This is a genomic window from Gluconacetobacter aggeris (genome assembly GCF_014174395.1).
Classification (GTDB): Bacteria; Pseudomonadota; Alphaproteobacteria; order Acetobacterales; family Acetobacteraceae; genus Gluconacetobacter; species Gluconacetobacter aggeris.
On sequence record NZ_JABEQD010000019.1, the window covers coordinates 19993 to 42826 of the forward strand.

Here is a 22834-nt window from a genome sequence, read left to right on the forward strand (position 1 = left end):
TCTGGTCGATGGCCACGGTATCGTTCACGTCAACATGCTCCTCTCTGTCGATCGGGACATTATACCGTGTTTCAGTCCTCGGCGGGCAGATCGATCCATGCCAGATGGCCGCCTTTTCCGGCACCGGTGTCGGTAAAGACCGATCGCCCCCCGGCGCGGCCGGCCCGCACCCAGGGCCGGCCGTCGGTCGAACGGCGATCATGCCCGCAATAGACGGTATAGCCGGGCGGAATATGATCGACCCAGTTCAGCCTGCGTTCCGGATAGCCGTCCTTGCGCGTGCGGCCCGTGGTTTCGCCGAACAGCGCGCGCGACAGCAGGGGCGTGACCTCCCCCAGGCCCGGCGGCGGAGATTCGTCGAGCATCCGCGAATGGAAGCCGCCATGCACGAAGATCCGCCGTCCCAGCACGATCCACGGGGGCGCGTGCGCGATATCCTGCACCGCCCGGTGACAGACATCGTCGTTCTCGGGCGCCTGGAACTGACGGACGGTCTCGTTCAGCGCGGCGTCGAATCGCAGCTTGTAGCCGGCCAGCGCGCGCGCCAGCTTGCGATCGTGATTGCCCAGGATGAACAGCCCGCGACCGTCATCCAGCAGCCGCTGCATCAACCGGAAAGTACCGACGCTGTCGGGACCGTGATCGACAAGGTCGCCGAGCTGGATGACGAATCGCTCGGTCGCCACCGCGTGTTCGAAGGCCCGCAGATCGCCATGCACGTCGCCGACCACCCGAATCGGGCGTCCGGCGATCAGGGCTTCCAGCGCGGCCAGGTCGCGCCACAGCTCCGCGCCCTCGGCCGGCAGCGCGTCCGGCGCGGGAAGGTGAGGCGGTTTCCAGACTGTGTCGTCGGCGGACTGGGTGTGATTCGGCGTCATGGGGCTTCGGTCACGGTGAGGGGGCAGCAGGCCTTTCGTTGGATATGGGGGGGCGGACCGGGTTTCGCCATGTCTCCGCCCTCGGCGCTTCGAAAATGCATGGCCAGCGCATGGCTGCTAGTCGTTTTTTATTCGGATGGTGTCAGCCAGCCGGGATGCCGGCGGGCGACGTGGATGATGAGACGATCCAGGCCGCAGCGTATCAGTGCCACGTCCTCGGCCAGCAGGATCAACCCCAGCGGCAGCATCCATACGCCCAGGATCGGCAAAAAGGACAGCAATCCCCCCACGATCAGCAGGAAGCCGGACAGAATCCGCGCCGGCCGGCGGGACGGCACGCGCAGCCAGTCGATCGCGCCGCGCAGGCGCTGCGGCACGCGGCCCAGTGCCATCCTCACCAGGCGGTCATGCTCGTTTCTCGGATCGCTCACGTCGGGCATGCGTGCGGATAACACTCTTTTGTTGTGACGGGTCTGCCAGGAAAGAGAACAGATGGCACAGCGGGCCGGGTGCGGGATACAGACGATGTCCTGTCCGGATAACGAAACGCGCGCGCTGGTCTGTCGCGATTTGAGACAACGAGAAAACAAGGGGAAAGGTTCCATGGCCGATCAAAGTCGAATCCGGAACGCCGCATTCCGGGCCAAAGTGACCACTGCCGACGAGGCGGCGACACATATCCGCCCCGGTGAACTGGTCGGCATGAGCGGATTTACCGGTTCGGGCTATCCGAAGGCCGTGCCCGAGGCACTGGCGGCACAGATCGGGGCCGCGCATGCCCGTGGCGACGAATTCCGGATCGGCCTGCTGACCGGCGCGTCGACCGGCCCGCAGCTTGACGGCGCGCTGGCCAAAGTGAACGGCGTGTCGTTCCGCGGGCCTTTCAATACCGACGCCGAGATGCGCAACCGGATCAATTCCGACGAGACGGCCTATTTCGACACCCATCTCGGCGCGCTGGCCCCGCAGGTCGCCCAGGGCTATTTCGGGCACATGAATACGGCCGTGATCGAGGCCACCGCCATCACCGAGGACGGGACGATCGTCCCGTCCTCGTCGGTCGGCAATTCCAAGACCTGGATCGAGCAGGCCGACAAGGTCATCATCGAGGTCAATAGCTGGCAGCCCGCCGAACTCGAAGGCGTGCATGACATCTGGTACGGGAACGCGACGGGCGCGCCGCCGCGCGATTCGATCCCGCTGAACTCCCCTGGCGGCCGTATCGGACGCACCGGCCTCGCCGTCGATCCCGCGAAGGTCGTGAGTGTGGTTCTGAGCCATGACGCGGACCGGAATGCCCCCTTTGCCCATCCGGACGCGACGGCCAAGTCGATCGCGGGTTATCTGCTCGATTTCTTCTCGCACGAGGTCAAGGTCGGGCGTCTGCCGCCCTCGTTGCTGCCGCTGCAATCGGGCGTGGGCAACGTGACGAATGCCGTGCTCAGCGGGTTGAATGAAGGGCCGTTCGAGAACCTGACCGGCTTCAGCGAAGTCATCCAGGACGGCATGCTGGCCATGCTGGAAAACGGGCGCATGAAGGTCGCCTCGGCCACCGCCTTCTCGCTCAGCCCCGAGGCGGCGGAAGACATCAACAACCGCATGTCGTTCTTCCGCGACAAGCTCATCCTGCGCCAGCAGGACCTCAGCAACAATCCGGATGTCATCCGCCGCCTGGGCATCATCGCCATGAACGGGATGATCGAGGCCGACATTTACGGCAACGTCAATTCGACCCGCGTCATGGGCTCGCGCATGATGAACGGCATCGGCGGATCGGGCGATTTTGCCCGCAATGCCTATCTGTCGATCTTCCTATCGCCTTCCACCGCGAAGGGCGGAAAGATTTCCGCCATCGTGCCGATGGCGGCGCATGTCGATCACATCATGCAGGACACGCAGATCTTCGTGACGGAGCAGGGCATCGCCGATCTGCGCGGCCTGTCGCCGGTCAAGCGCGCGGAAGCGATCATCCGCAATTGCAGCCATCCGGATTATCGTGCCGGACTGGAAGATTACCTGGCCCGGGCGAAGAAGGAGTCCTACGGCAAGCATACGCCGCATCTGCTGCCCGAGGCCCTGTCCTGGCACCAGCGTTACATCGAAACCGGCAACATGATGCCGAAGTGACGAAAACCGGGATGCCTGGCCGGGTTACCGGCCAGGCATCCCGGAATGTATCTTTACGAGACTTGGGACTGCGCCGCCGCCGTAATCGCCGCGGCGCGTTCCAGATCGACCGACAGCACCCGGCTGACCCCGCGTTCCTGCATCGTCACGCCGTAGAGGCGGTCCATGTGCGCCATCGTCAGTTGATGATGGGTCACGACCAGGAAGCGCGTGCCGGCTTCCGCCACCATGTCGGCCAGCAGGGCGCAGAAGCGCCCGACATTGGCGTCGTCCAGCGGCGCATCGACTTCGTCCAGCACGCAGATCGGCGCGGGATTGCAGCGGAACACCGCGAAGATCAGCGACAGCGCCGTCAGCGCCTGCTCGCCGCCCGATAGCAGCGACAGCGTGGCCAGCTTCTTGCCCGGCGGCTGGGCATAGATCTCCAGCCCGGCCTGCAACGGGTCGTCATTGCCCACCATGCCCAGATGCGCCCGGCCGCCATTGAACATGCGGGCGAACAGCGACTGGAAATGCCTGTCGACCTCGGTGAACACCGCCAGCAGGCGCTCGCGCCCCTCGCGGTTCAGCGCGCCGATCGAGCCGCGCAGTCGCGCGATGGCCGAATCCAGCTCTTCCTTTTCCCGCTGGATGGTCGTGATCCGCGTCTCTGCCTCGTCGGCTTCCAGTTCGGCCCGCAGGTTGACCGGCCCCATCTCCTCGCGTTCGCGGATCAGGCGGGCGATCTTGCGGCGCAGGCTGGTCTCCGCCGCTTCGGTCAGGTCGGGCGGGACGATGCCCGGCGGTTCCGGTGTTTCGGCCAGCAACTGGGCCAGGATGGCTTCGGCCTGCTCGTGCCGGCCCTCGGCGCGCAGGACGGCTTCGCGCCCCGCCGCCAGGGCGGCCTCGGCATCGCGCCGGGCTGTCTGGGCGCGCACCAGCGCGTCTTCGGCTTCGGCCAGCTTGCGGGCCGCCTCGGCATGGCCGGCTTCGGCCTGGTCCATCGCCTCACGGGCGGTTTCGCGGCTGCGAATCACCTCGTCGGGCATCGATGTCAGCCGGGCATGCTCCGACTTTGCTGCATCCAGGCGTGCCGTAGCACCCTGCAATTCGGTGGTGGCGGCGGCCTGGCGGCCGGTCCAGTCGGCCAGGGTGGCCACGACGCCGGTGAGGCGGGCCTGGATGGTCTGCTCCTCGCCGGCCAGGGCCGCGCGGCGCTGGCGGGCTTCGTCCTCGGCCTGGCGGGCGAGCGCCAGAGCCTCGCGCGCCTCGTGGACCAGTGCCGCGATCGCCTCCTGGTCCGGCAGGGCCTGGTGCTCCGCCTTCACGCGGGCCAGCAGGTCCGCGGCGTCGTCCCGCTCCTGACGCAGGGCCTCCAGGCGCGGCGCCTGGGCGTCCAGTACGCTGCGGGTCTCGATCAGCGTGGCCTGCTGGGCCGCATGGGCGGCCTGGGCCTGCTCCAGCGCCCGTTCCGCGTCCTGCTGAGCCTGCCGCGCCGTCTCCTGGACCGTCGCGGCATTGCGGGCGCGGGCTTCGGCGGTTGCCAGGGCGGAATCGGTGTCGGCGCCCGGGGGCAGGGCCGCGAGGGTCGCCTCGGCTTCCTGCCGGCCTGTTTCGGCCTGTTCGGCCTCGCGGGCGATGCGCTGCAACTCCGGGATGATCGTCGCCAGGCGGGATTCGGCCTCGCTATGGCGGGCGGTGGTGGCCTCATCCTCGCGCCTTGCGGCTTCCAGCGCGGTTTCGGCGCGCTTGCGGGCCTCCCGGGCAGCGGTTTCGGCCGTCTGCGCCGTCTGTTCCTGCTGGCGGGCGGCTTCATGGCGCTGGGCCAGTTGGGTAGCGTCCGGCAGGTCCGCTGCCGCCTGCCGGGCTGCGCTCAGCGCGGCTTCGGTTTCCGCCAGCGTCTGTGTTGCCTGATCATGCTGGGGCTGGACAGTCTCCAGCCGCGCGCGGGCGGTGGCGTCCAGCCGGCTGATCTCGGCTTCGTCGGTGCGGGCCTGACGCAGCGTGGCCTCGATCGCCGCGCGGGCGGCGCGGGCGGTTCCGACGGATTCAGTCGCCATGGCCCGTGCCTGCTCGGCGGCCGCCAGGACGGCTTCGGCGATCGGCAGGTCGGCCAGACGGGCCCGGCGTGCGGCCTCGGTCTCGCGCAGGTGGTTGCGCTGCTGTAGCAGCAGCGCCGCCCGGCTGGGCTGGCCGGCCGCCACGCGATATCCATCCCAGCGCCACAGGGCGCCATCTCGCCCCACCAGGCTCTGGCCAGGTACAAGTGCCGCCTGCAAGGCCGCGCCGTCGGCACCGTCATCCAGCAGGCCGATCGCCGCCAGGGCACGGGCCAGGGCGGCCGGGGCGCTGACCAGCGTGGCCAGGGCGACGGTACCCGTGCCAGGCAGCGGGGCCGCGTCGAGGGATGGCAGGGCGTGCCACAGGCGCGGCGCGCCCTGTGCGACGGACGCATCCAGCCCGTCGGTCAGGGCGGCAGCCAGGGCGGCCTCCAGCCCGTCCGGCACCGTGATGTCGTCGACGACCGGGCGGAAATCCGTCTCCTCCTGTCCGGTCTTCAGCGCCTGGGTCAGGCCCTCCGCCTGTGCGGCCAGGCGGGAGAGATCGGCCTTGAGGTCGCTTAGCCGCTGTGTCGCCGCGTCGCGGTCGGTGGCGGCGGTAGCCAGGGCAGCCTCCGCGCCTTCCAATGCATTACCGGCCTCGGCCAACTGGCGTTCGGCGTCCTCGCGGGCCGTGCGGGCGGCGGCCAGCCGTTCCGGGGCAATGGCAGTGGCCTGGGCACGGGCCAGATCCTCGGCCAAGGCACGCAGTCGTGCGACGGCGCGCTGGTGGGCCGTGTCCGCCGATTGCAGGGCGGCATTGGTCGTGGTGCGCCGATTCGTGCCTTCCTGCAGGCGCGCATAGGCGTCGATTCGCGCGGCGGAGGCGGCCTGACGGTCCAGTTCCGCCTGTTCCAGCGCGGCGCGGGCGGCATCGAGGGTGGATTGTGCGCCGGCCAGGCCGGCCCGCAGCGCGTCGCGGCGTTCGGCGGCGACCAGTTGGGCGTGCGCCTCGTCATGCCGGCGCTGCAAGCCCTGCTGTTCGGCGCGCAACCCGGCGGCACGCTCGGTGGCCTGCGCCAGGACCCGGCGCGCTTCGTCATGGCGACGCCTTGCCTCGTCCGCCTGGCCGCGCGCCAGGCTGGCCGCCAGCGTGGCGTCGGACTGTTCCTGCGCCGCCCGTTCCAGCGCGGCGCGGGACTCAGCAAGGCGCGTGGTCGCGGCCGCCAGTCCGGCGGCCTGGGCCTCCAGAGCCTCAGAGGCGGGCAGGGTGGTCCGCAGGCCCTCCAGTTCGGCGGCCAGGGCGGCATGCTGGGCTTCGAGGCGCGCGTGCCGGGCCTGGGCATCCGTCAGGGCGGCCGCAACCTGGGTGGCGCGGGCCTGCGCGGCTGTGGCCTCGGTGCTGGCCTGTTCCAGCGCCTGCTCACGGATCTGCACCATGCCGGCGGCGTCGGTCTGGGCCTGGGCGGCCCGGGCCATGTCGTCCGGCAGCGCGGACAGACGCGTGGACAGGCCGGCCTGTTCGGCTTGCAGGCGGGCGACGTTCTCGCCTGCATCGGTCTCGCGGGCCAGGGCTGCCTGATGGTCGCTTTCGGCCTGGCGCAGCCGTTCGGTCGCGGCCTGCGCGGCCTCGGTCGCGCGCTGTTCCTCGCGCGCCATGCCTTCGGCCAAGATCTTCTGGCGTTCCAGCAGCGTGCGGCTTTCATCGGTGCGCGCGCGCAGCGCGGGCAGGTCGCGATTGGCCTCGAATTCCGCGATCACGCTGGTCTCGGCCGCCTCTTCGGCCTGGGTCAGGGCCTGCCTTGCCTGGCGCGCCGTCTGGCCGGCCCGCTCTACCGCCAGCCGTGCCCTTGCGTGCAGCAGGGCCAGGAGGGTGGTCTCGGACTCGCGCAGGGCCGTGGAAATCTCGCGATAGCGCCTGGCCTGCTGCGACTGGTCGCGCAGATTGCCCAGATGGCCCTCCAACTGGATACGCAGATCGTCGGCACGCGCCAGATTGGCCTCGGTGGCGCGCAGCTTCAGTTCGGCCTCATGCCGTCTGGCATGCAGGCCGGTGATGCCGGCGGCTTCCTCCAGGATGCTGCGTCGTTCCTCGGGGCGGGCATTGACCAGCGCCGAGACGCGCCCCTGGCTGACCATGGCCGACGAGCGCGCGCCCGAGGCGAGGTCGGCGAACAGGGTCTGCACGTCACGGGCGCGGATCTGCTTGCCGTTGACGCGGTAATCGCTGCCGGCGCCGCGTTCGGCGCGCCTTGTGATCTGCAATTCGTCCTGATCTTGCAGCGGAGGGGCGGCGATGCCCTCCGTGCCTTCCAGCGTCAGCGTCACCTCGGCCAGGTTGCGCGCCGGGCGGGCGGTGGTCCCCGCGAAGATCAGATCGTCCATCTCGCCGCCGCGCAGGGAGCGGGCGGAGCTTTCGCCCATCGCCCAGCGCAGGGCCTCGACCACATTGGACTTGCCGCAGCCATTCGGCCCGACGATCCCGGTCAGGCCGGGCAGGATATCGACCGAAACCGGGTCGGCGAAGCTCTTGAATCCGCCGATACGCAGACGGACAAAACGGGCAGCCATAGGAGCAGGGACCGAATCAGCTCAGCGAGGCCACTTTCTTGGCGAAATCCTCGTAATTCATCTCCTGACCCACCTGCTCCTTGTCGTTGAAGCGGAAGGTCGGCGTGCCTTCGATCTTGTACTGGGCCTGGGCGCGGTTTTCCTCGTCCATGATGGCCTGGCGCAGCGTGTCGTCGGCCAGCGTACGCTGGAACAGGTCGGCGGGCATGCCGGCCAGCGCCGCCATCTTCTGCAATTCGTCCTGCGGGTTGACCTCGCGGTTGAAGGCCCAGCGATCCTGGCTGGCCAGCAGCGACAGCACGAAGGGCTCGTAGCGCTCCGGCGGCAGGGTGCGGGCGATCATCGCCGCCGCCAGCGCGATCTGGTCCAGAGGAAAATCGCGGAAGATGTAATAGACCTTGCCGGTGTCGATCAGCTTGCTGCGGATCTCGGGGAAGACCTCGGCCGCGAATCGCGCGCAATGGGTGCAGGTCAGCGAGAACCATTCCTCGACATGGACCTTGGCCGCCGGATTGCCGGCCGCGCGCGGCGCCATACGCGGGTCGGCGGCGGCCCGCGCGGCGCGGACGGACAGGGCCTGTCCGAACAGGAGGGCGGGGGTCGCGGTCGCGATCAGGGTGCGGCGGGTAACGGGCATGACTGAACGGTCTCCGACAGGCTGCAGACGAATGGTAAAGCGGGGACAGAGCCCGCAAAGCGGGCAGGCGTCAAGATGTCCGCGGCGGGGCGGGTGAAGGCGCGGGTACCGGCCGGGTCGACCACCAGGCCGACAGGGCCGAGCCCGAGATATTGTGCCAGATCGAGAACAACGCCCCCGGCAGGGCCGCCAGCGGCCCGAAATAAAGCCGCCCCAGCGTGGCGGCGAGTCCGGAATTCTGCATTCCGACCTCGATCGCCAGTGTCCGGCAGGCGCTTTCTTCCAGCCCCAGCAGCCTGCCGCCCCAATAGCCCCCTACCAGGCCGATCCCGTTATGCAGGACCACGCCCAGCAGGACCAGCGGGCCCGCCGCCGCCAGCGACGGCCGGACCGAGGCGACGATGGAACCGATGATCGTCATGATGGCGATCATGGCCACCAGCGGCAGGACCGGTTCCACCCGGCGCACCAGGCGCGGCGCCAGCATGTTGACGGCCAGCCCCGCGGCGACCGGCAGGGCGACCAGCATGACGATGCTGCGCAGCAGGGCCAGCACGTCGACCTGCACGTCCGCCGCCACATAGAGCCGCGTCAGCAGCGGCGTGGCGACGATGCCCACCAATGTGGAGAGCGTGCTGATGCTGACCGACAGCGCCACGTCGCCCCGCGCCAGATAGATCATGACGTTCGACGCCGTGCCGCTGGACACGCTGCCGACCAGGATCATGCCCACCTGCAGCGCCGGCGGCATGCCCAGCAGCCGCCCGATCAGCCACGCCGCCAGCGGCATGATCGCGTAATGCAGCACGATGCCCGCCACGACCGGGGCCGGCCGGCGGGCGATGCGGCGGAAATCCCCCACCGTCAGCGTCACGCCCATGGTGAACATCACCAGCGCCAGCAGCGGAGTGGTCGCCGGCGCCAGGACCAGGAAGGCGCCCGGCCGGCCGATGGCGGCGGCCGAGACCAGGATGGCCCATAGCGGGAAGAGGCGGGTCAGGATGGACAAGACAAATCAGGCGGCGGGCGAGGGGGCCGGCGGGGGCGGCCTGACGCGCACCTTGCGGATATGCAGGGCATCGGCGTCCAGCACGCGGAAGACCAGGCCGCTTTCATGGGTCAGGACCTCGCCCCGCGCGGGCACATGCCCCGCCAGGCGGAAGACCAGGCCCCCCACGGTCTCGATCTCGGCTTCGCGCTCGGCCTCGGTCAGCAACGGACCCAGCCGGGCTTCGAATTCCTCGACCGGCAGGCGGGCATCGACATCGAACGTGCCGTCCGGCCGTTCCTGGATCAGGACCGCCGTCGGTTCGTCATGTTCGTCGGAAATGTCGCCGACGATGGTTTCCACCAGATCCTCGATCGTCACCAGCCCGTCGACGCCGCCATATTCGTCGATGACCAGCGCCAGATGCAGGTGGCGCTGGCGCATCTGCAGCAGCAGGTCCAGCACCGGCATCTGCGGCGCCACCATCAGGGGCTGGCGCAGCAGCGATTCGACGTTGAAGGCCTCGCTGGTGCCGGCATAGGCGATCAGGTCCTTCACGTGGATCATGCCCACGATATCGTCCAACTGCTCGCGATAGACCGGCATGCGCGAATGATTCTCGCGCCGCATCAGGGCCAGGGCTTCCTCATGGCTCAGCGACACGGACATGGCGACGATATCGGCGCGCGGGATCATCACGTCGTCGGCGGTGATGCCGCGCAGCCGCAGGACGTTCGCGATCAGCGCGCGTTCCTGTCGGTCCAGTTCCGAATTGGCGTCCGTACCGTCGCCCTCGGCCTCGTTGGCCTCCTGCACCAGGGCGGCGATGGAATGGCGCAATCCCTGTTCGCCGCGCCGGCGGCCGAACAAAGAGAGCAGGCCCCGGCCGCGCGGGCGCGGCGCATGGGCGTCGTCAACCCGTCCCGGCGCGCTCTCGGGCGGCGCGGAATCGGGCAGGGGGCGGTTCACTGCGCGTCCTCCATGCGTCCCGACGGCGAGCCGGGGCGGAATTTCCATGGATTGGGGACGGACAGGCGCCCCAGGATGCGGGCTTCCTCCATTTCCATCCGCCGTGCCTCGCCGGCCTGGTGATGGTCATAGCCGCGCAGATGCAGGATGCCATGGACGATCAGGTGCATCAGGTGATGCCGGACCGGCCGCCCCGCCGCCTGCGCCTCGCGCCGGACGGTCTCCAGCGCGATCATGATATCGCCGCCCGGCATGCCGTCGGGATAATCGAAGGTCAGGACATTCGTGGGCTTGTTGCGGTCGCGGTGGCGCGCATTCAGCCGGCGGATCGTGCGGTCATTGTCCAGCGCGATCGTGACCGGCGCGGGGTCCTCGTCGGCCCAGGCGGCACGCGCGGTGCGGCGCACCAGGGCCGCGAGGCCCGGAACGGCGCCGTGCCAGCGCGCGTCGGCGACGATCACGTCGCACTCCGGGTCGTCCTGCGTCATGGTGGAGTGAGGGCCGGCGGCCATTCCGGCCGCCGGCGGTCTTATAACGTCCCCGTCCGTTTCGGCGGGGCGTTTGCTACTTCGCGGTTCCATTGTTCTCCCGGCGCGCCCTGCTGCGGGACATGTCCCGTTCGGCCGCCGCTCGCTGATCATAGGCGTCCACGATGCGCGCGACCAGCGGGTGTCGCACGACGTCGTGGGATTCGAAGCGCATGATACCGATTCCCGGCAATCCTTCCAGCGTATCCACCGCGTCGCGCAGGCCGGACGTGACGCCATTGGGCAGGTCGACCTGGCTCAGATCGCCCGTCACCACCATGCGGGTGCCGCTGCCCATGCGGGTCAGGAACATCTTCATCTGCGCGGCCGTCGTGTTCTGCGCCTCGTCGAGAATGACGAAGCTGTGGGCCAGCGTGCGGCCGCGCATGAAGGCCAGGGGGGCGACCTCGATCTCGCCCGTGCCCATGCGTCGCACCACCTGGTCGCCGGGCATCATGTCGTGTAGCGCGTCGTAGAGCGGGCGCAGATACGGGTCGATCTTCTCCTTCAGGTCGCCGGGCAGGAAGCCCAGCCGCTCGCCCGCCTCGACGGCGGGGCGCGACAGCACGATCCGGTCGACCTGGCCGGCCTGGAGCATCGCCACGGCCTGGGCGACCGCCAGATAGGTCTTGCCGGTGCCGGCCGGCCCGATGCCGAAGACCATTTCGGTCTGCGCCAGCATCTCCATATAGCTCGCCTGTCCGGTCGAACGGGGGGCAATGGCACCGCGCTTGGTGCGGATGGCGGGCAATTCCGCCAGCGGCACGCGCGGAGTATCGGAGATGGGCGCTGCGGCGTGGGTCATCCTGGTCCGTCCTTCGGATGCCGGGCGGGGCATGGTGTGGTGGGCGGCGGCCATGCGGATCGCCGCGTCGATATCGGCGCTGTCCAGCTCGCCACCGCCGCCCTGCAGGCGCTGATAAAGGCTGGCCAGCGCCGCCTGGGCGATTTCCACGCGGTCGTGGTTGCCGTTGAGGGCGACGCGGTTGCCGCGGCAGGACAGGCGGATGCCGAATCCACGTTCGAGATGAAGCAGGTGACGGTCGTGATCACCGACGAGCTGTGCCAGCAGGGCATTGTCGTCGAATTGCAGCGTGACCGTCCGCATCGCGGCGATGTCGGACGGGGCTTGATGATCGCGCGTCCGGGCGGGGCGCCGGCCGGGCAGGATCGCTGATACCGTCTGTTCTCTCAAGCGAAGGCTCTCTCCTGTATGAGGGTTCCACTCAGTGAGTTGGTGTAACGCTCCCGGATCTCGACCTGTGCGATCTGCCCGATCAACGTGTCGGGCCCATCGACATGCACGGGTTGCAGATAGGGTGACCGGCCGGACAACTGCCCCGGCTTGCGCCCGTGCCCGGTAAACAGCACGGGTACCACGCGCCCCACCGTCGCGGCATTGAACGCATCCTGCTGCGTGCGCAGCAGCGCCTGCAATGCCTGGAGCCGTGCGTCCTTCACGTCCTCGGGCACCTGCATCGGCGCGCCGGCGGCCGGGGTGCCCGGACGGGGGGAATATTTGAACGAGAACGCCTGCGCGAACCCGACATCGCGGATCAGCTGCATCGTCGCCTCGAAATCCGCATCGCTTTCACCGGGATGGCCGACGATGAAATCCGATGACAGCGCGATGTCCGGCCGCGCGTCGCGCAGGCGCAGGACAAGGTCGCGATATTCGGCGGCGGTGTGCCCCCGGTTCATCGCCGCCAGGACCCGATCCGAGCCCGACTGCACCGGCAGGTGCAGGAAGGGCATCAGCGCCGGCAGGTCGCGATGCCCGGCGATCAGCGCGTCCTCCATGTCGCGGGGATGCGACGTGGTATAGCGGATGCGTGCCAGCCCCGGGATCGCCGCCAGGGATTCGGCCAGCCGGGCCAGCCCCCAGACGCGGCCGTCCGGCCCTTCGCCGTGATAGGCGTTCACGTTCTGGCCCAGCAGCGTGATTTCGCGCGCGCCCGATTCGACCAGGCGGCGGGCCTCGCGCAGCACCGAATCGACCGGGCGGCTGGATTCGGCGCCCCGCGTGTAGGGTACCACGCAGAACGAGCAGAATTTGTCGCAGCCTTCCTGAATGGTCAGGAAGGCCGTGATCCCGCCGGGCGTCTGCGGGGCCTGGGCGTCGGGCAGGAAATCGAATTTCTGCTCGGCGGGGAAATCCGTGTCGATGACGGCGCCGCCCGCCCGTGCCGCCCGGGCGACCATCTCCGGCAGCCGGTGATAGGTCTGCGGGCCGAGCACGATATCCACGTAAGGCGCACGGGCCAGGATCTCCGCCCCCTCGGCCTGGGCCACGCATCCGGCGACGGCCAGGATGGTGCGCTGCCCTTCGGCGGCACGGGCATCCTTCACCAGGCGCAGGCGGCCGAGTTCCGAGAAGACCTTTTCCGCCGCACGGTCGCGGATGTGGCAGGTGTTCAGGATCACCATGTCGGCTGCGTCGGGGGTTTCGACCGATTTATAGCCCAGGGGGCGCAGCACGTCGGTCATGCGGGCGCTGTCATAGACATTCATCTGGCAGCCCCATGTGATGACATGGAGGCCCTTTACCTCCCGGCCGGACTCCATGGGGGGGCAGACGGAATGCTGGGTCACGATTGAAACTTCCTGGGCGCGCCGCCGGACCATCCCGCGCGGTCGCGGGAACACATCATATGCGCGGGGCGCCCGGTCAAGGGCACGAGTCGAAGCGCTCGGGGCGTGACAGCGTCATCGTGCGGCAAACCTCCCTCATGCAGGGCGGGACGCGGCGGGCGTCGTTACCTGCCTAATCAGGTAAAAATACGGACCCTTTTGTCAAGGCAAGTTTCCGAGTCCCCGGTAAAAACCCTTTCAGGCGTGGTGAGATTGTTTTTTGTCGTCTCATCAAACGATTGCCTTATAAACGGGTTGGATGTGCGCGTGCGGGCGAGCGGACATGTGAACGATGGACCGGCCGGACCGGTGAGCGGGATGAAGCACAGGAACGGGACAGGGATACATTGACAGCGGTGCGGCGACGTCGCGTGTTTTCGGGGCGAAGAGCGGACAGGAGAGATCGGCCGGACCGTCCTGGTTGGGCCGCATGGAATGGAGACCCCGCGCGCCGGAGCGGTCTTGCCGTTCTCGGGGGCGTTCTTGCGGTCGCGCTGTGCTGGCCGGCCGATACGGTTCTCGGCGCCGATCCCCAGACCTACACCACCACCATCACGCCGACGGGCCAGGCCGAACTGGATGCCGCGATCAGTGCGTCATCCAGCCTGCTGTCCCTACAGAAGACCCATGCCGTCAGTCCATTCGCCCTGGCCGGCCGGATTCGCAACGATTACGACCGGCTGCGGACCGCGCTCGAAAGCTATGGCTATTATGCCCCGACGATCCGCATCACGGTGCGGCTACGGGGCGCGAAGAATGCGCTAGCCGCCTCGATGGACGGGACCGATCCCCGGCTGCCGGAGTGGCTGCTGGCAATTCCCAAGGGACAGGCCGTGCAGGTAACGATCACGCCGACCCGGGGCGAGATCTTCCGGCTTGGCCGCGTGACATTGGTGCGCGCATCGGGCGACGGAACCGGGCCGGTGGTCCTGAATGCGCTCGAAAGCAAGGCCCTGGGGGTTAAGGTTGGCCAGCCGGCCGTCGCGTCCGACGTACTGTCGGCGGGGGCGAACCTGCAGAGCGAATTGAAGGAAGAAGGGCACGCGCTGGCACAGGTCGGTACGCCGAAAGCCTGGCTGCGGCCGGCGACCCATACGCTCGACGTCGAATATACGGTGCGCAGCGGCCCGGTGGTGACCATCGGTGCGATCAGCCTGTCCGGCATGACGCGCACCCACCCCGCCTATATCGCCCGGCGGATGACCATCCACCCCAATGATCTGTATCAGCCGTCGCGGATCGAATCCGCCCGGCAGGATCTGGCCGGGCTGGGCGTGTTTTCCGATGTGCAGGTCAATGATGCGCCGCCCCTTACGGCGGGCAGGCAGATGCCGCTGTCGATGGCATTCAAGGAAGGCAAGGTCCGGATGGTGGCCGTGCAGGGCGGGTATTCGACCGACCTGGGCGGGCGGGCCGGTGTCAGCTGGACCCATCGCAACATCTTCGGCAATGCGGAACGCCTGCGCCTGACGGCCCTGGTGACCGGGCTTGGCGGGTCGGCCCAGCAGGGGCTGGGCTATGATGTGTATGCCGACCTGATGAAGCCGGATTTCGGGTCCCGCGACCAGAATCTCAGTGTGCGGGTCGAAGGCATCCGCCAGCTTCTCTATTCCTACCGGCAGACGGCGCTGCTGGTGCGGGCAGGCGTGGTGCGCAAGCTGGGACAGCGCTGGACCGCCTCGTTCGAAGGGCAGGCCGAACAGGAACATATCGACCAGATGGGGATGGCGAAGGATTATACCATCGTCTCGCTGCCCCTGGGGGCGACCTATGACAGCACCGGCCTGGACAACCCGATCGACCCGGCCACCCATGGCGTCCGCGTGGCAGCCAGCGTGACGCCATCGGCATCGCTGATCAACGGCATGTCGTTCTTCACCATCATGCAGGCGAACGCCTCGACTTATTTCGACCTGACGCATCTCGGCATTTCGCGGCCCGGCCGCAGCGTCATCGCGGTGCGGGGCATCGTGGGCAGCGTGCAGGGGGCCTCGACCTTCGATATCCCGCCCGACCAGCGCCTGTATGCCGGCGGCAGCGCGACCGTGCGCGGCTTCCGCTACCAGGGGGTGGGGCCGCAATTCGACGGCAGCAAATACGCCATCGGCGGGACTTCGATGGATGCGGGATCGGTCGAATTCCGCCAGAGGCTGTTCCGCAGCTTCGGCGGGGCGCTGTTTGCCGATGCCGGCCAGGTGGGCACCGGCAGTCGGCCGTTCCAGGGCACGCTCCGGGTCGGGGCAGGCGCCGGGGTACGGTATTATACGCCGATCGGCCCGGTGCGCGTGGATATCGCCGTGCCGCTCAACCGGCCGAAACGCGGCGATACGTGGGAACTCTATCTCGGTCTGGGGGAAACCTTCTGATGGCGCCGGACACTCCGCCCCCATCCGCCGGGCGCCCACGGCGCTGGCCTCGGATTGTCGCCTGGACCGTGGGCCTGCTGGCCGGCGTGCCGCTGGCGGTGGTCGTGCTGGGCGTGGTGGCGATCCTGATCGTGGCCAATACGGGCTGGGGTCGCCATTCGATTGCACGCCAGACAGCCGAGCTGACAGGCGGCGCGGTCACACTGGACGGGATTTCGGGCCGTTTCCCCGACGCATTGCGCATCGCCCATATTCGCCTCAATGACCGCCAGGGGATGTGGCTGTCGATCGACGGGCTGGAACTGGACTGGCGGCCGACCCATCTGCTGGCCCGCCAGGCGCGCATCGACCGGCTGTCGATCACCCGCCTCGCCATTCCGCGCCTGCAGGCGGAAAGCGGTGCGAAACCCTCCACCAGCAACAGGAACGGCGGCAGTTTCGACCTGGGGATCGACCTTCGTGCCGTCCATATAGGGTGGATCGAAGTCGGTGCGGGAATTGCGGGCACCGAGGCCGCGTTCTCGCTCGACGGCAGCGCGCGGCTTGCTCATCTCGCACCGGTGCTGGACGGGCTCAGCGTGGCGACATTGCCCACGGCTGCGATCGACCTGAACCTGAAGCGCCTGGATCGCGTCGGGGCGCTGAACCTGCGGACGCAGATCGTGCCGGGACGCCTGGGGCTGCACCTGATAGCCGACGAAGGGCCGGGCGGCTTTGCCAGTACATCCGGGCTTGAACCGCTGGACCCGTTGCATCTGGCGCTGGACCTGGATGGCCCCCGGAATGCGAACCATCTGGCCTTCACATTGAATTCGGGAGACATATCTTCCAAAATCAGCGGAATAGTTGATTTTATCAATGTAAAATCTCAATTGTCCATCATGGCCCGCGCGCCCCATATGGCAGTGCGTGACGGGATCGGCTGGCAGAATCTCATCCTGGATGCGCATCTGTCGGGCGATGTGCATCATCCGGTCGGAGAGGGGCACCTGACGCTGGACCAGCCGATGGGGGCGGGCGTGGCCGCCGGCCGGATCGCGGTCGATTTCGAGGGGCACGAGGCTACGGGCGGCCAGCCGTCGGGCGCCCGCCTGCATGCCGCCATCGATGCGCTGTCGATCCCCGGCAGCCATCCCGGCCTGTTCGCCGCCGCGCCACTGACGCTGGATCTGTTCCTGCATCCTGATGATGCGGGCTGGCCCCTGGATGTCCGGCTGGACCATACGCTTCTGCACCTCGCAGGGCAGGCGATGACCGCCACGCCGGCGCATGGAACATTCGACCTCGATGTGCCGGCGCTCGCGCCGCTGGCAGAGGCGGGCGGGACCGCCCTGACGGGCCGGCTGGCCCTGCACGGGGCCTTCGCGATGCCGGCGCGGCCCGGTGACGCGACGACGCTGGCGCTGGATGGCCCGCTGTCGATTACCGGCGGCCAGCGCCAGGCCGTGTCCCTGATCGGTCCGGACGGCAAGCTGGCGCTGCGGATGGCCATGCAGCAGGCAGTGGGCGATCATCCCGCTCTCCTGCGCATCGACCGGCTGGCGCTGGATGGGCAGGCCATGCATCTGGCGGTATCGGGCACTCGGACGAGCGCCCCCGCTGCCGATCCCGTGACGGGGGGAAAGGCGGGCCCGGCAGTGAATGCGACCGCGCATCTGGCGTTCGACGACCTGCAGCGGACCTCGCCGGCCGTACGCGGGCAGGCGGGGCTGATGCTGGCGGTTGACGGGCCACTGACCGATTTCTCCGCCACCGCGCATCTCGACGGGCAATTGGGTACCAAGGAGATGCCGGTCGGCCCGGTCATGCTGGATGCCGTCTTCCATCACCTGCCCAGCCATCCTCAGGGCACACTCATGGCCAGGGGAACGGTGGACGAGGCGCCCCTGTCGATCGCCGCCGATCTGGAGCAGGACCCGCAGGGGCGGCGGACCATCGATCTGGCGCATCTGGACTGGAAAAGCCTGTCGGGCAGCGGGCATCTGGTGCTGAACCCGCATCGGGTCACCCCGCTGGGCACGCTGGATGTGCAGATGGAGCGGCTGGGTGATCTGTCGCGCCTTGTGGGGCAGCCGATATCCGGTTCGCTGAAGGCGTCGATCCGCACCGCCAATCCCACCTCCGACCCTGCCGCCGATGCGGGGCAGGCGGCCCAGCCGCCAATCGTGACGGTGGCTGTCGACGGCAATCTGGCCAGTGCGCGGGCGCGGCTGCGCAGCCTGTCCCTGGCCGGCACCGTCACCGATCCGCTGGGAACCACGCGGACCGACATGACATTGCGCCTGGATGGCGTGTCGGCGCCCGGCGTGGCAGGCGATATCCGCGTGACGGCGCGTGGGCCGCGCGACGCGATGGCGATTGGCGCCAATGCGGCATTCCAGGCGCTGGCCGGGGCTCCGGCGGCGCTGGCCACCACGCTGGTCGTCGATACGCCGGCGCAGTCGGTGGCGATCCGGTCTCTGGAGGCCAATGCGCGGGGCGAGACGATCCGCCTGGCGGAGCCGGCCCGTATCGGCTTCGGCAAGACGCTCGGCGTCGATCATCTGCGCCTGACGCTGGCACCCCCCGGCGTGGCGCCAGCCAGGATCGACGTGGCCGGCACGGTCAAGCCCGCGCTGGGCCTGACAGCGACGGTTGACAACCTGACGCCCGCCATTGCCCGCCCCTTCATGCCGTCGCTGCGGGCCGACGGGACGATCAGTGCCCGGGCCAGCCTGCGCGGCACGACGGCCAATCCCCAGGGCACGGTGACCGTGACGGCCAGGGGACTGGCCTATCACAGCGATTTCAGCGGTGCGCTGCCGCCGCTGGACATGGATGCGACCGCCCAATTGTCGGGCACCCAGGCGCGTGTCGATGCAACGGCCCATGCGGGATCGCTGCTCGACCTTGTGGTGCGGGGCACGGTGCCGACCGGTTCGGCCGGTTCCATGGGGTTGCAGGCTGACGGCCATGTCGATCTCTCGGCGGCCAATGCCTATCTCGGTGCCCAGGGGCGGCAGGTCGAGGGGCTGGCCCGCCTGTCGCTGGCGCTCCGTGGCGCATTATCGGCGCCGAAAGCCTCGGGAACCATAACCCTGACCGGGGGGCAGGTGCATGATTATGCGCAGGGGATCCAGCTTTCGAACATGCGTGGCACGATCATCGCGCAGGATGATCGGCTGACGGTCGACAATCTGTCGGCCACGGCCGGGCCGGGCAGTATTGCCGTCAGCGGTATGCTGGGGGCCTTTCAGCCGGGCCTGCCCATCGATCTGCGGATCACGGCCAGGAACGCCCGTCCCCTGGCCAGCGACCTGGTGACGGCGCAGATCAATGCCGACATGACCGTGCGAGGCGCGCTTGCGTCGCGTATCGACGTGGCGGGGCAGGTGGTCATTCCGCATGCCGAGATCAATATTCCCAGCTCGCTGCCGCCGTCGATCGCAACCCTGGATGTGATCCGTCCGGGCGACAAGCCCCCGGCAGCCGACGCTGACGGGGCGGGCAAATTCGTGGTCGGGCTGGATGTCACCGCGTCTTCGCCGGGCCAGATGTTTGTCCGCGGACACGGGCTAGACGCGGAAATGCGCGGCCGCCTGCATGTCGGGGGAACGGCCGAGGCCCCTGCCATCGCCGGTGGGTTCGCGATGCGGCGGGGCAATTTCAACATGGCCGGCATTTCGTTGGAATTCACGAAGGGTCAGGTAGCCTTCAACGGGTCGGGCGTGACCCAGGCAATCGACCCGACGCTGGATTTCGAGGCCGAGCGCGCGACCAGTGCCGGCACCGCGCGGCTGCTGGTGGGCGGTTATGCCAGCGCGCCCAAGATCACCTTCTCGTCCACGCCGCCGCTGTCGCAGGACCAGATCATGGCGATGCTGCTGTTCGGCACCGACGCCCAATCGCTGTCGACCACCCAGATGGCCGAAATTGCGGCAGCGGTGGCGACCCTGACCGGCGGCTCGGCCTTCGACCCGCTGGGCAAGGTGCGCAGCACGCTGGGGCTGGACCGGCTGCAACTGACAGGCGGCTCGGGGGTGGGGAAAGGAAATGGTACCAGCGTCGAGGCTGGCAAATACGTGATGCGCGGCGTGTATGTCGGCGCAAAGCAGGCCACCAGCGGATCAGGCACGCAGGCGCAGGTCCAGGTCGACCTGACGCGCCGGCTGAAACTGAACACCACCGTCGGGACGGGCGGCAACGTCACCGGCTTCACCACGCCCGAGAACGACCCGGGCAGCAGCATCGGCCTCTCCTACCAGTTCAACTACTAGAAGATCGGCGATGTCTTGATGGAAGCGGGTTTCTCCCCTTAAACCCGTAAAAGAGTGACGGGCCTTCGCGCGCCGCCGCGCGCATGACAGCAGGATGGCAGGAATGATCGATCCATTTTCATGGCTTGCCGGGTGGATTCAGGAAAACTGGCTGATCCCGATCCTCTACCGCTTCGGGTGGATGGAGTGGGAAGACACATCCTTCCTGTGGGCGATGTTCGCGATTTATGGCGTGTTGCAGGTCGTATTGAACCTCGCGATCTGCATGCCGCTGGAGCGGTTCTGGCCCCTGCGCCGGTGGGAAAACCGCGATAATGTGAGTATGGACATTGTCTATACCCTGATCGCGCGCATCGGCCTGTTTCCCCTCGTGACGTTCTTCGGTTTCTACGAAATCCAGACCTGGCTGAACGGCGTGCTGACCGACCATGGCTATATTCCGCCGACGCTGGAGAGCGTGTTTCCCACCCTGATGGATTGGCCGGTCGCCACATTCTTCCTGTATGCCGTGATCCTGGATTTCGCCGAATATGTCCGGCATCGCCTGTCGCACCTGTTCGGCTGGTGGTATGGGCTGCATGCCCTGCACCATGCACAGACGCAGATGACGTTCTGGTCAGATGACCGTAACCACCTGCTGGACGATGTCACATCCTATGTCTGGGCCATCGTCGTCGGGTTGCTGATTGGCGTGCCGCCGCTGCAATTCCCGCTGCTGATCCTGTTCCTGCGGCTGGTCGAAAGCCTGTCGCATGCCAATACGCGGGTCGGGTTCGGCTGGTTGGGCGAGCGTATTCTGGTCTCGCCGCATTTCCACCGCGTGCATCACGGCCTGCGCGCGGCCGGGCGGCGCTCGTGCAATTACGGCGCGGTCTTTCCCTGGTGGGACATGATACTGGGGACGGCGAATTTCTCGCACAATGTCGTGGAGACCGGGGACCCGAAGGCCGAGCCGGCGCTGGTCAGCGGCGGATGGCTGGCACAGCAGGCAGCGGGGCTGCGTCTGTCATGGCGCCTGGCGACCCGTCGCTGGCGGCGGGCCGAAACCCGGTCGCCGGCGGCCACGGGGCCAGGCGGAGCATGAACATCTGATCTCTCCGGCCCCGGATGCTTGCGAGGCAGGGCCGGGCGGAATCAGGCGGCTTTCATCGCCGCCGTCAGGGCTTCCAGCACTGCGGCCGGCTCCTTGCCTTCCAGCACCGCGACTTCAGCCACGAAGCGTTCCTGCGCGGCTTCGAACAGCTTGCGCTCGCTGAAGCTGCCGTCCAGGCTGTCGACATTGCGGCGCAGGTCGCGCAGCACTTCGGCGATCTGGACCAGATCGCCGGAATTGATCTTTTCCTGATAGGCGACGGCACGGCGGGCCCACATGCCACGGCTGACATGCGGCTTGCCCTTGATGATGGCCATGGCCTTGTCCACGATCTCGCGCGAGACGATCTTGCGCAGGCCGGCCTTGCGCGCCTTGGCCAGCGGGATGCGCAGCGTCATCTGGTTGCCGGGGAACGAGATCTGGATCATTTCCAGCTTGGTGCCCGCGATCTCATCGATCCCGATGCGATCCACCCGTCCGACACCATGGGCGGCGTAGACGATGGCGTCGCCCTCGCGAAAGGGATCTTCGTCCTTGACCTTGGTCTTGGCCTGCGCGGCAGTTGTGGCAGCGGCAGTGCGCGCCATTGCGTCGGTCACACCGCCCTTGGGGGTCGTTCTGAACATGCTCATTTGTGTAGTTATATCACATTTTTCCTATTCTGTCTCGATCGTCGGATCGTGTCCGCCCCGTGAAACGCTCAGGACTGCACGCCGCGCACCGCCGCGATCGGGCCGCCGACCGGGATACGGACGGGCTGCAGCAGGTCGATCTCGATCGTCCGAGCCATGGTCAGCATCGGCATGGCATGGGGGGAATTATCGAACGGGTTCTGCAGGTCGCTGCCGATCTTGTCCAGGGCGACGAACAGCAGCCCGACCAGAGATGACCCGAGCGGGGTGATCCACCCCAGCGTCTGGACCATCGACAGCGGCAGGACGACGCAGAACATATTGGCCACGAGCCTGGGAATCAGCGAGAACTGGATGGCCAGCGGCGTATTGCGAATACGCTCCAGCCCGCCTTGGGCATTGGCCAGGTCAGACAGGATGCGGTCGATCTGGCCGTGGACGGCCCCGTCGATCCGCTGCCGCGCCACTTCCTCGTTCACCGCCAGTCCGATCTGATACAGGATGGCGTTGGGCTGATTGTTCCAGCCGGCGATCGCGCTCTGCATCTCGGGCGGCAGCAGCCGGGCGATATCGGCCGAACCGTCCAGCCGCCCCAAAGCGGCGCGCAGCGCGTAAGGATAGGCTGCCATGGCATAGGCCAGGTCCGGCCGCCCCCCCAGCAGCGACCCGGCCTGCCGCCCGAACGAACGGCAATTGTTCGTGATCGCGCCCCACAGCGTCCGCGCTTCCCACCACCGCCCGTAAGCGGCGTTGTTGCGCACCCCCAGAAACAGCGCGACGGCCGAGCCCAGCAGGGACACCGGCAGGGTCGGCTGCTCCATCCAGTCCTGATGGAAGACCTGGAACATGACGACGACAAAGACGTCCCACGCTCCCAGGAGCGCCAATGTCAGCAGGCTTTCGCGCATCAGGATGAATAATCCGATCCGCCGGTCGACGATCATCTATGCTTTCTCCATCTGGACTGGATGCGGTCGCGGGCCTGCGACGCCGGGCAGCCGACGGCCATACTGACAACGCTCCGGGGAAAGACAACAGGCTGAACGGAAAGACGGATTTTGTGACAGTCGCGACATTCTCTGTTGCAAATCCGTCGGGCGGCATTGACCCTTCCCGAGATGCCTCCCTTTATGATGCCGTT

The 22834-nt window shown here is 67.9% G+C and carries 15 protein-coding genes; 4 read left to right on the forward strand and 11 right to left on the reverse strand.

All coding sequences use genetic code 11. The features are described from left to right. Positions 1-71: 71 nt before the first annotated feature. Together HLH36_RS17995 and HLH36_RS18000 are read right to left on the reverse strand one after the other, a co-directional pair. Entirely contained in the window at positions 72-878 is an 807-nt protein-coding gene (locus tag HLH36_RS17995; RefSeq protein WP_182987663.1) for a metallophosphoesterase, read from the reverse strand. 128 nt (positions 879-1006) lie between these two features. Then, positions 1007-1318, reverse strand: coding sequence for a UbiA prenyltransferase family protein (locus HLH36_RS18000; protein WP_182987664.1), 312 nt, complete (start codon positions 1316-1318; stop codon positions 1007-1009). Between the two features lie 163 nt (positions 1319-1481). Here HLH36_RS18000 and HLH36_RS18005 point away from each other — a divergent pair, with 163 nt between their 5' ends. Next, a complete protein-coding gene (locus HLH36_RS18005; protein ID WP_182987665.1) occupies positions 1482-3005 on the forward strand; it encodes a succinate CoA transferase in 1524 nt (507 codons plus the stop codon). A 53-nt stretch (positions 3006-3058) separates the two neighbouring features. Here HLH36_RS18005 and HLH36_RS18010 read toward each other — a convergent pair whose 3' ends face one another. The 7 genes from HLH36_RS18010 to miaB all read right to left on the reverse strand — a co-directional run bounded on the left by HLH36_RS18010 (position 3059) and on the right by miaB (position 13280). Next, positions 3059-7594 carry an AAA family ATPase gene (locus HLH36_RS18010; RefSeq protein ID WP_182987666.1) on the reverse strand — a complete coding sequence of 1512 codons (4536 nt, stop codon included), beginning with the start codon at positions 7592-7594 and terminating at the stop codon, positions 3059-3061. Between the two features lie 16 nt (positions 7595-7610). Next, positions 7611-8231: a thioredoxin domain-containing protein gene (locus tag HLH36_RS18015; protein ID WP_182987667.1), complete on the reverse strand. Its 621-nt coding sequence runs from the start codon at positions 8229-8231 to the stop codon at positions 7611-7613. Between the two features lie 70 nt (positions 8232-8301). Beyond that, a complete protein-coding gene (panS, locus tag HLH36_RS18020) occupies positions 8302-9234 on the reverse strand; it encodes a ketopantoate/pantoate/pantothenate transporter PanS (protein ID WP_408871915.1) in 933 nt (310 codons plus the stop codon). Positions 9235-9246: 12 nt separating this feature from the next. After that, positions 9247-10188: a hemolysin family protein gene (locus HLH36_RS18025; RefSeq protein WP_408871914.1), complete on the reverse strand. Its 942-nt coding sequence runs from the start codon at positions 10186-10188 to the stop codon at positions 9247-9249. Continuing rightward, a complete protein-coding gene (gene ybeY / locus HLH36_RS18030) occupies positions 10185-10700 on the reverse strand; it encodes an rRNA maturation RNase YbeY (RefSeq protein WP_246377027.1) in 516 nt (171 codons plus the stop codon). Before ybeY ends, HLH36_RS18025 begins: the two co-directional genes overlap by 4 nt. A gap of 52 nt (positions 10701-10752) precedes the next feature. After that, on the reverse strand, positions 10753-11823 hold the full coding sequence (locus HLH36_RS18035) for a PhoH family protein (RefSeq protein ID WP_182979211.1): 1071 nt from the start codon (positions 11821-11823) through the stop codon (positions 10753-10755). A gap of 83 nt (positions 11824-11906) precedes the next feature. After that, positions 11907-13280: a tRNA (N6-isopentenyl adenosine(37)-C2)-methylthiotransferase MiaB gene (gene miaB, locus HLH36_RS18040; protein WP_182987690.1), complete on the reverse strand. Its 1374-nt coding sequence runs from the start codon at positions 13278-13280 to the stop codon at positions 11907-11909. Positions 13281-13840: 560 nt separating this feature from the next. Between miaB and HLH36_RS18045 the strand changes: the two genes are divergently transcribed. The 3 genes from HLH36_RS18045 (at position 13841) to HLH36_RS18055 (ending at position 21052) form a co-directional block, all read left to right on the forward strand. Next, on the forward strand, positions 13841-15712 hold the full coding sequence (locus tag HLH36_RS18045) for an autotransporter assembly complex protein TamA (RefSeq protein ID WP_182987691.1): 1872 nt from the start codon (positions 13841-13843) through the stop codon (positions 15710-15712). Next, positions 15712-19968, forward strand: a complete 4257-nt coding sequence (locus tag HLH36_RS18050) for a translocation/assembly module TamB domain-containing protein (RefSeq protein ID WP_182987671.1) — start codon at positions 15712-15714, stop codon at positions 19966-19968. The genes HLH36_RS18045 and HLH36_RS18050 overlap by 1 nt, the downstream gene beginning before the upstream one ends. A 103-nt stretch (positions 19969-20071) precedes the next feature. Further along, on the forward strand, positions 20072-21052 hold the full coding sequence (locus HLH36_RS18055) for a sterol desaturase family protein (protein WP_182968457.1): 981 nt from the start codon (positions 20072-20074) through the stop codon (positions 21050-21052). Positions 21053-21102: 50 nt separating this feature from the next. Here the strand turns inward: HLH36_RS18055 and HLH36_RS18060 are convergent, their stop codons facing one another. Both HLH36_RS18060 and HLH36_RS18065 read right to left on the reverse strand, forming a co-directional pair. Then, a complete protein-coding gene (locus HLH36_RS18060) occupies positions 21103-21693 on the reverse strand; it encodes a CarD family transcriptional regulator (RefSeq protein ID WP_182987672.1) in 591 nt (196 codons plus the stop codon). A 68-nt stretch (positions 21694-21761) separates the two neighbouring features. Next, a complete protein-coding gene (locus HLH36_RS18065; protein WP_182987673.1) occupies positions 21762-22637 on the reverse strand; it encodes a bestrophin family protein in 876 nt (291 codons plus the stop codon). Positions 22638-22834 lie beyond the last annotated feature (197 nt).

Coding starts and splice junctions, on each gene's coding strand:
- HLH36_RS18035 (WP_182979211.1), bottom strand. CDS start 11,823: ATGCGGACGGTCACGCTGCAATTCGACGACAATGCCCTGCTGGCACAG.
- HLH36_RS18000 (WP_182987664.1), bottom strand. CDS start 1,318: ATGCCCGACGTGAGCGATCCGAGAAACGAGCATGACCGCCTGGTGAGG.
- HLH36_RS18010 (WP_182987666.1), bottom strand. CDS start 7,594: ATGGCTGCCCGTTTTGTCCGTCTGCGTATCGGCGGATTCAAGAGCTTC.
- HLH36_RS18050 (WP_182987671.1), top strand. CDS start 15,712: ATGGCGCCGGACACTCCGCCCCCATCCGCCGGGCGCCCACGGCGCTGG.
- HLH36_RS17995 (WP_182987663.1), bottom strand. CDS start 878: ATGACGCCGAATCACACCCAGTCCGCCGACGACACAGTCTGGAAACCG.
- HLH36_RS18065 (WP_182987673.1), bottom strand. CDS start 22,637: ATGATCGTCGACCGGCGGATCGGATTATTCATCCTGATGCGCGAAAGC.
- HLH36_RS18005 (WP_182987665.1), top strand. CDS start 1,482: ATGGCCGATCAAAGTCGAATCCGGAACGCCGCATTCCGGGCCAAAGTG.
- miaB (WP_182987690.1), bottom strand. CDS start 13,280: ATGGAGTCCGGCCGGGAGGTAAAGGGCCTCCATGTCATCACATGGGGC.
- HLH36_RS18055 (WP_182968457.1), top strand. CDS start 20,072: ATGATCGATCCATTTTCATGGCTTGCCGGGTGGATTCAGGAAAACTGG.
- HLH36_RS18060 (WP_182987672.1), bottom strand. CDS start 21,693: ATGAGCATGTTCAGAACGACCCCCAAGGGCGGTGTGACCGACGCAATG.
- ybeY (WP_246377027.1), bottom strand. CDS start 10,700: ATGGCCGCCGGCCCTCACTCCACCATGACGCAGGACGACCCGGAGTGC.
- HLH36_RS18015 (WP_182987667.1), bottom strand. CDS start 8,231: ATGCCCGTTACCCGCCGCACCCTGATCGCGACCGCGACCCCCGCCCTC.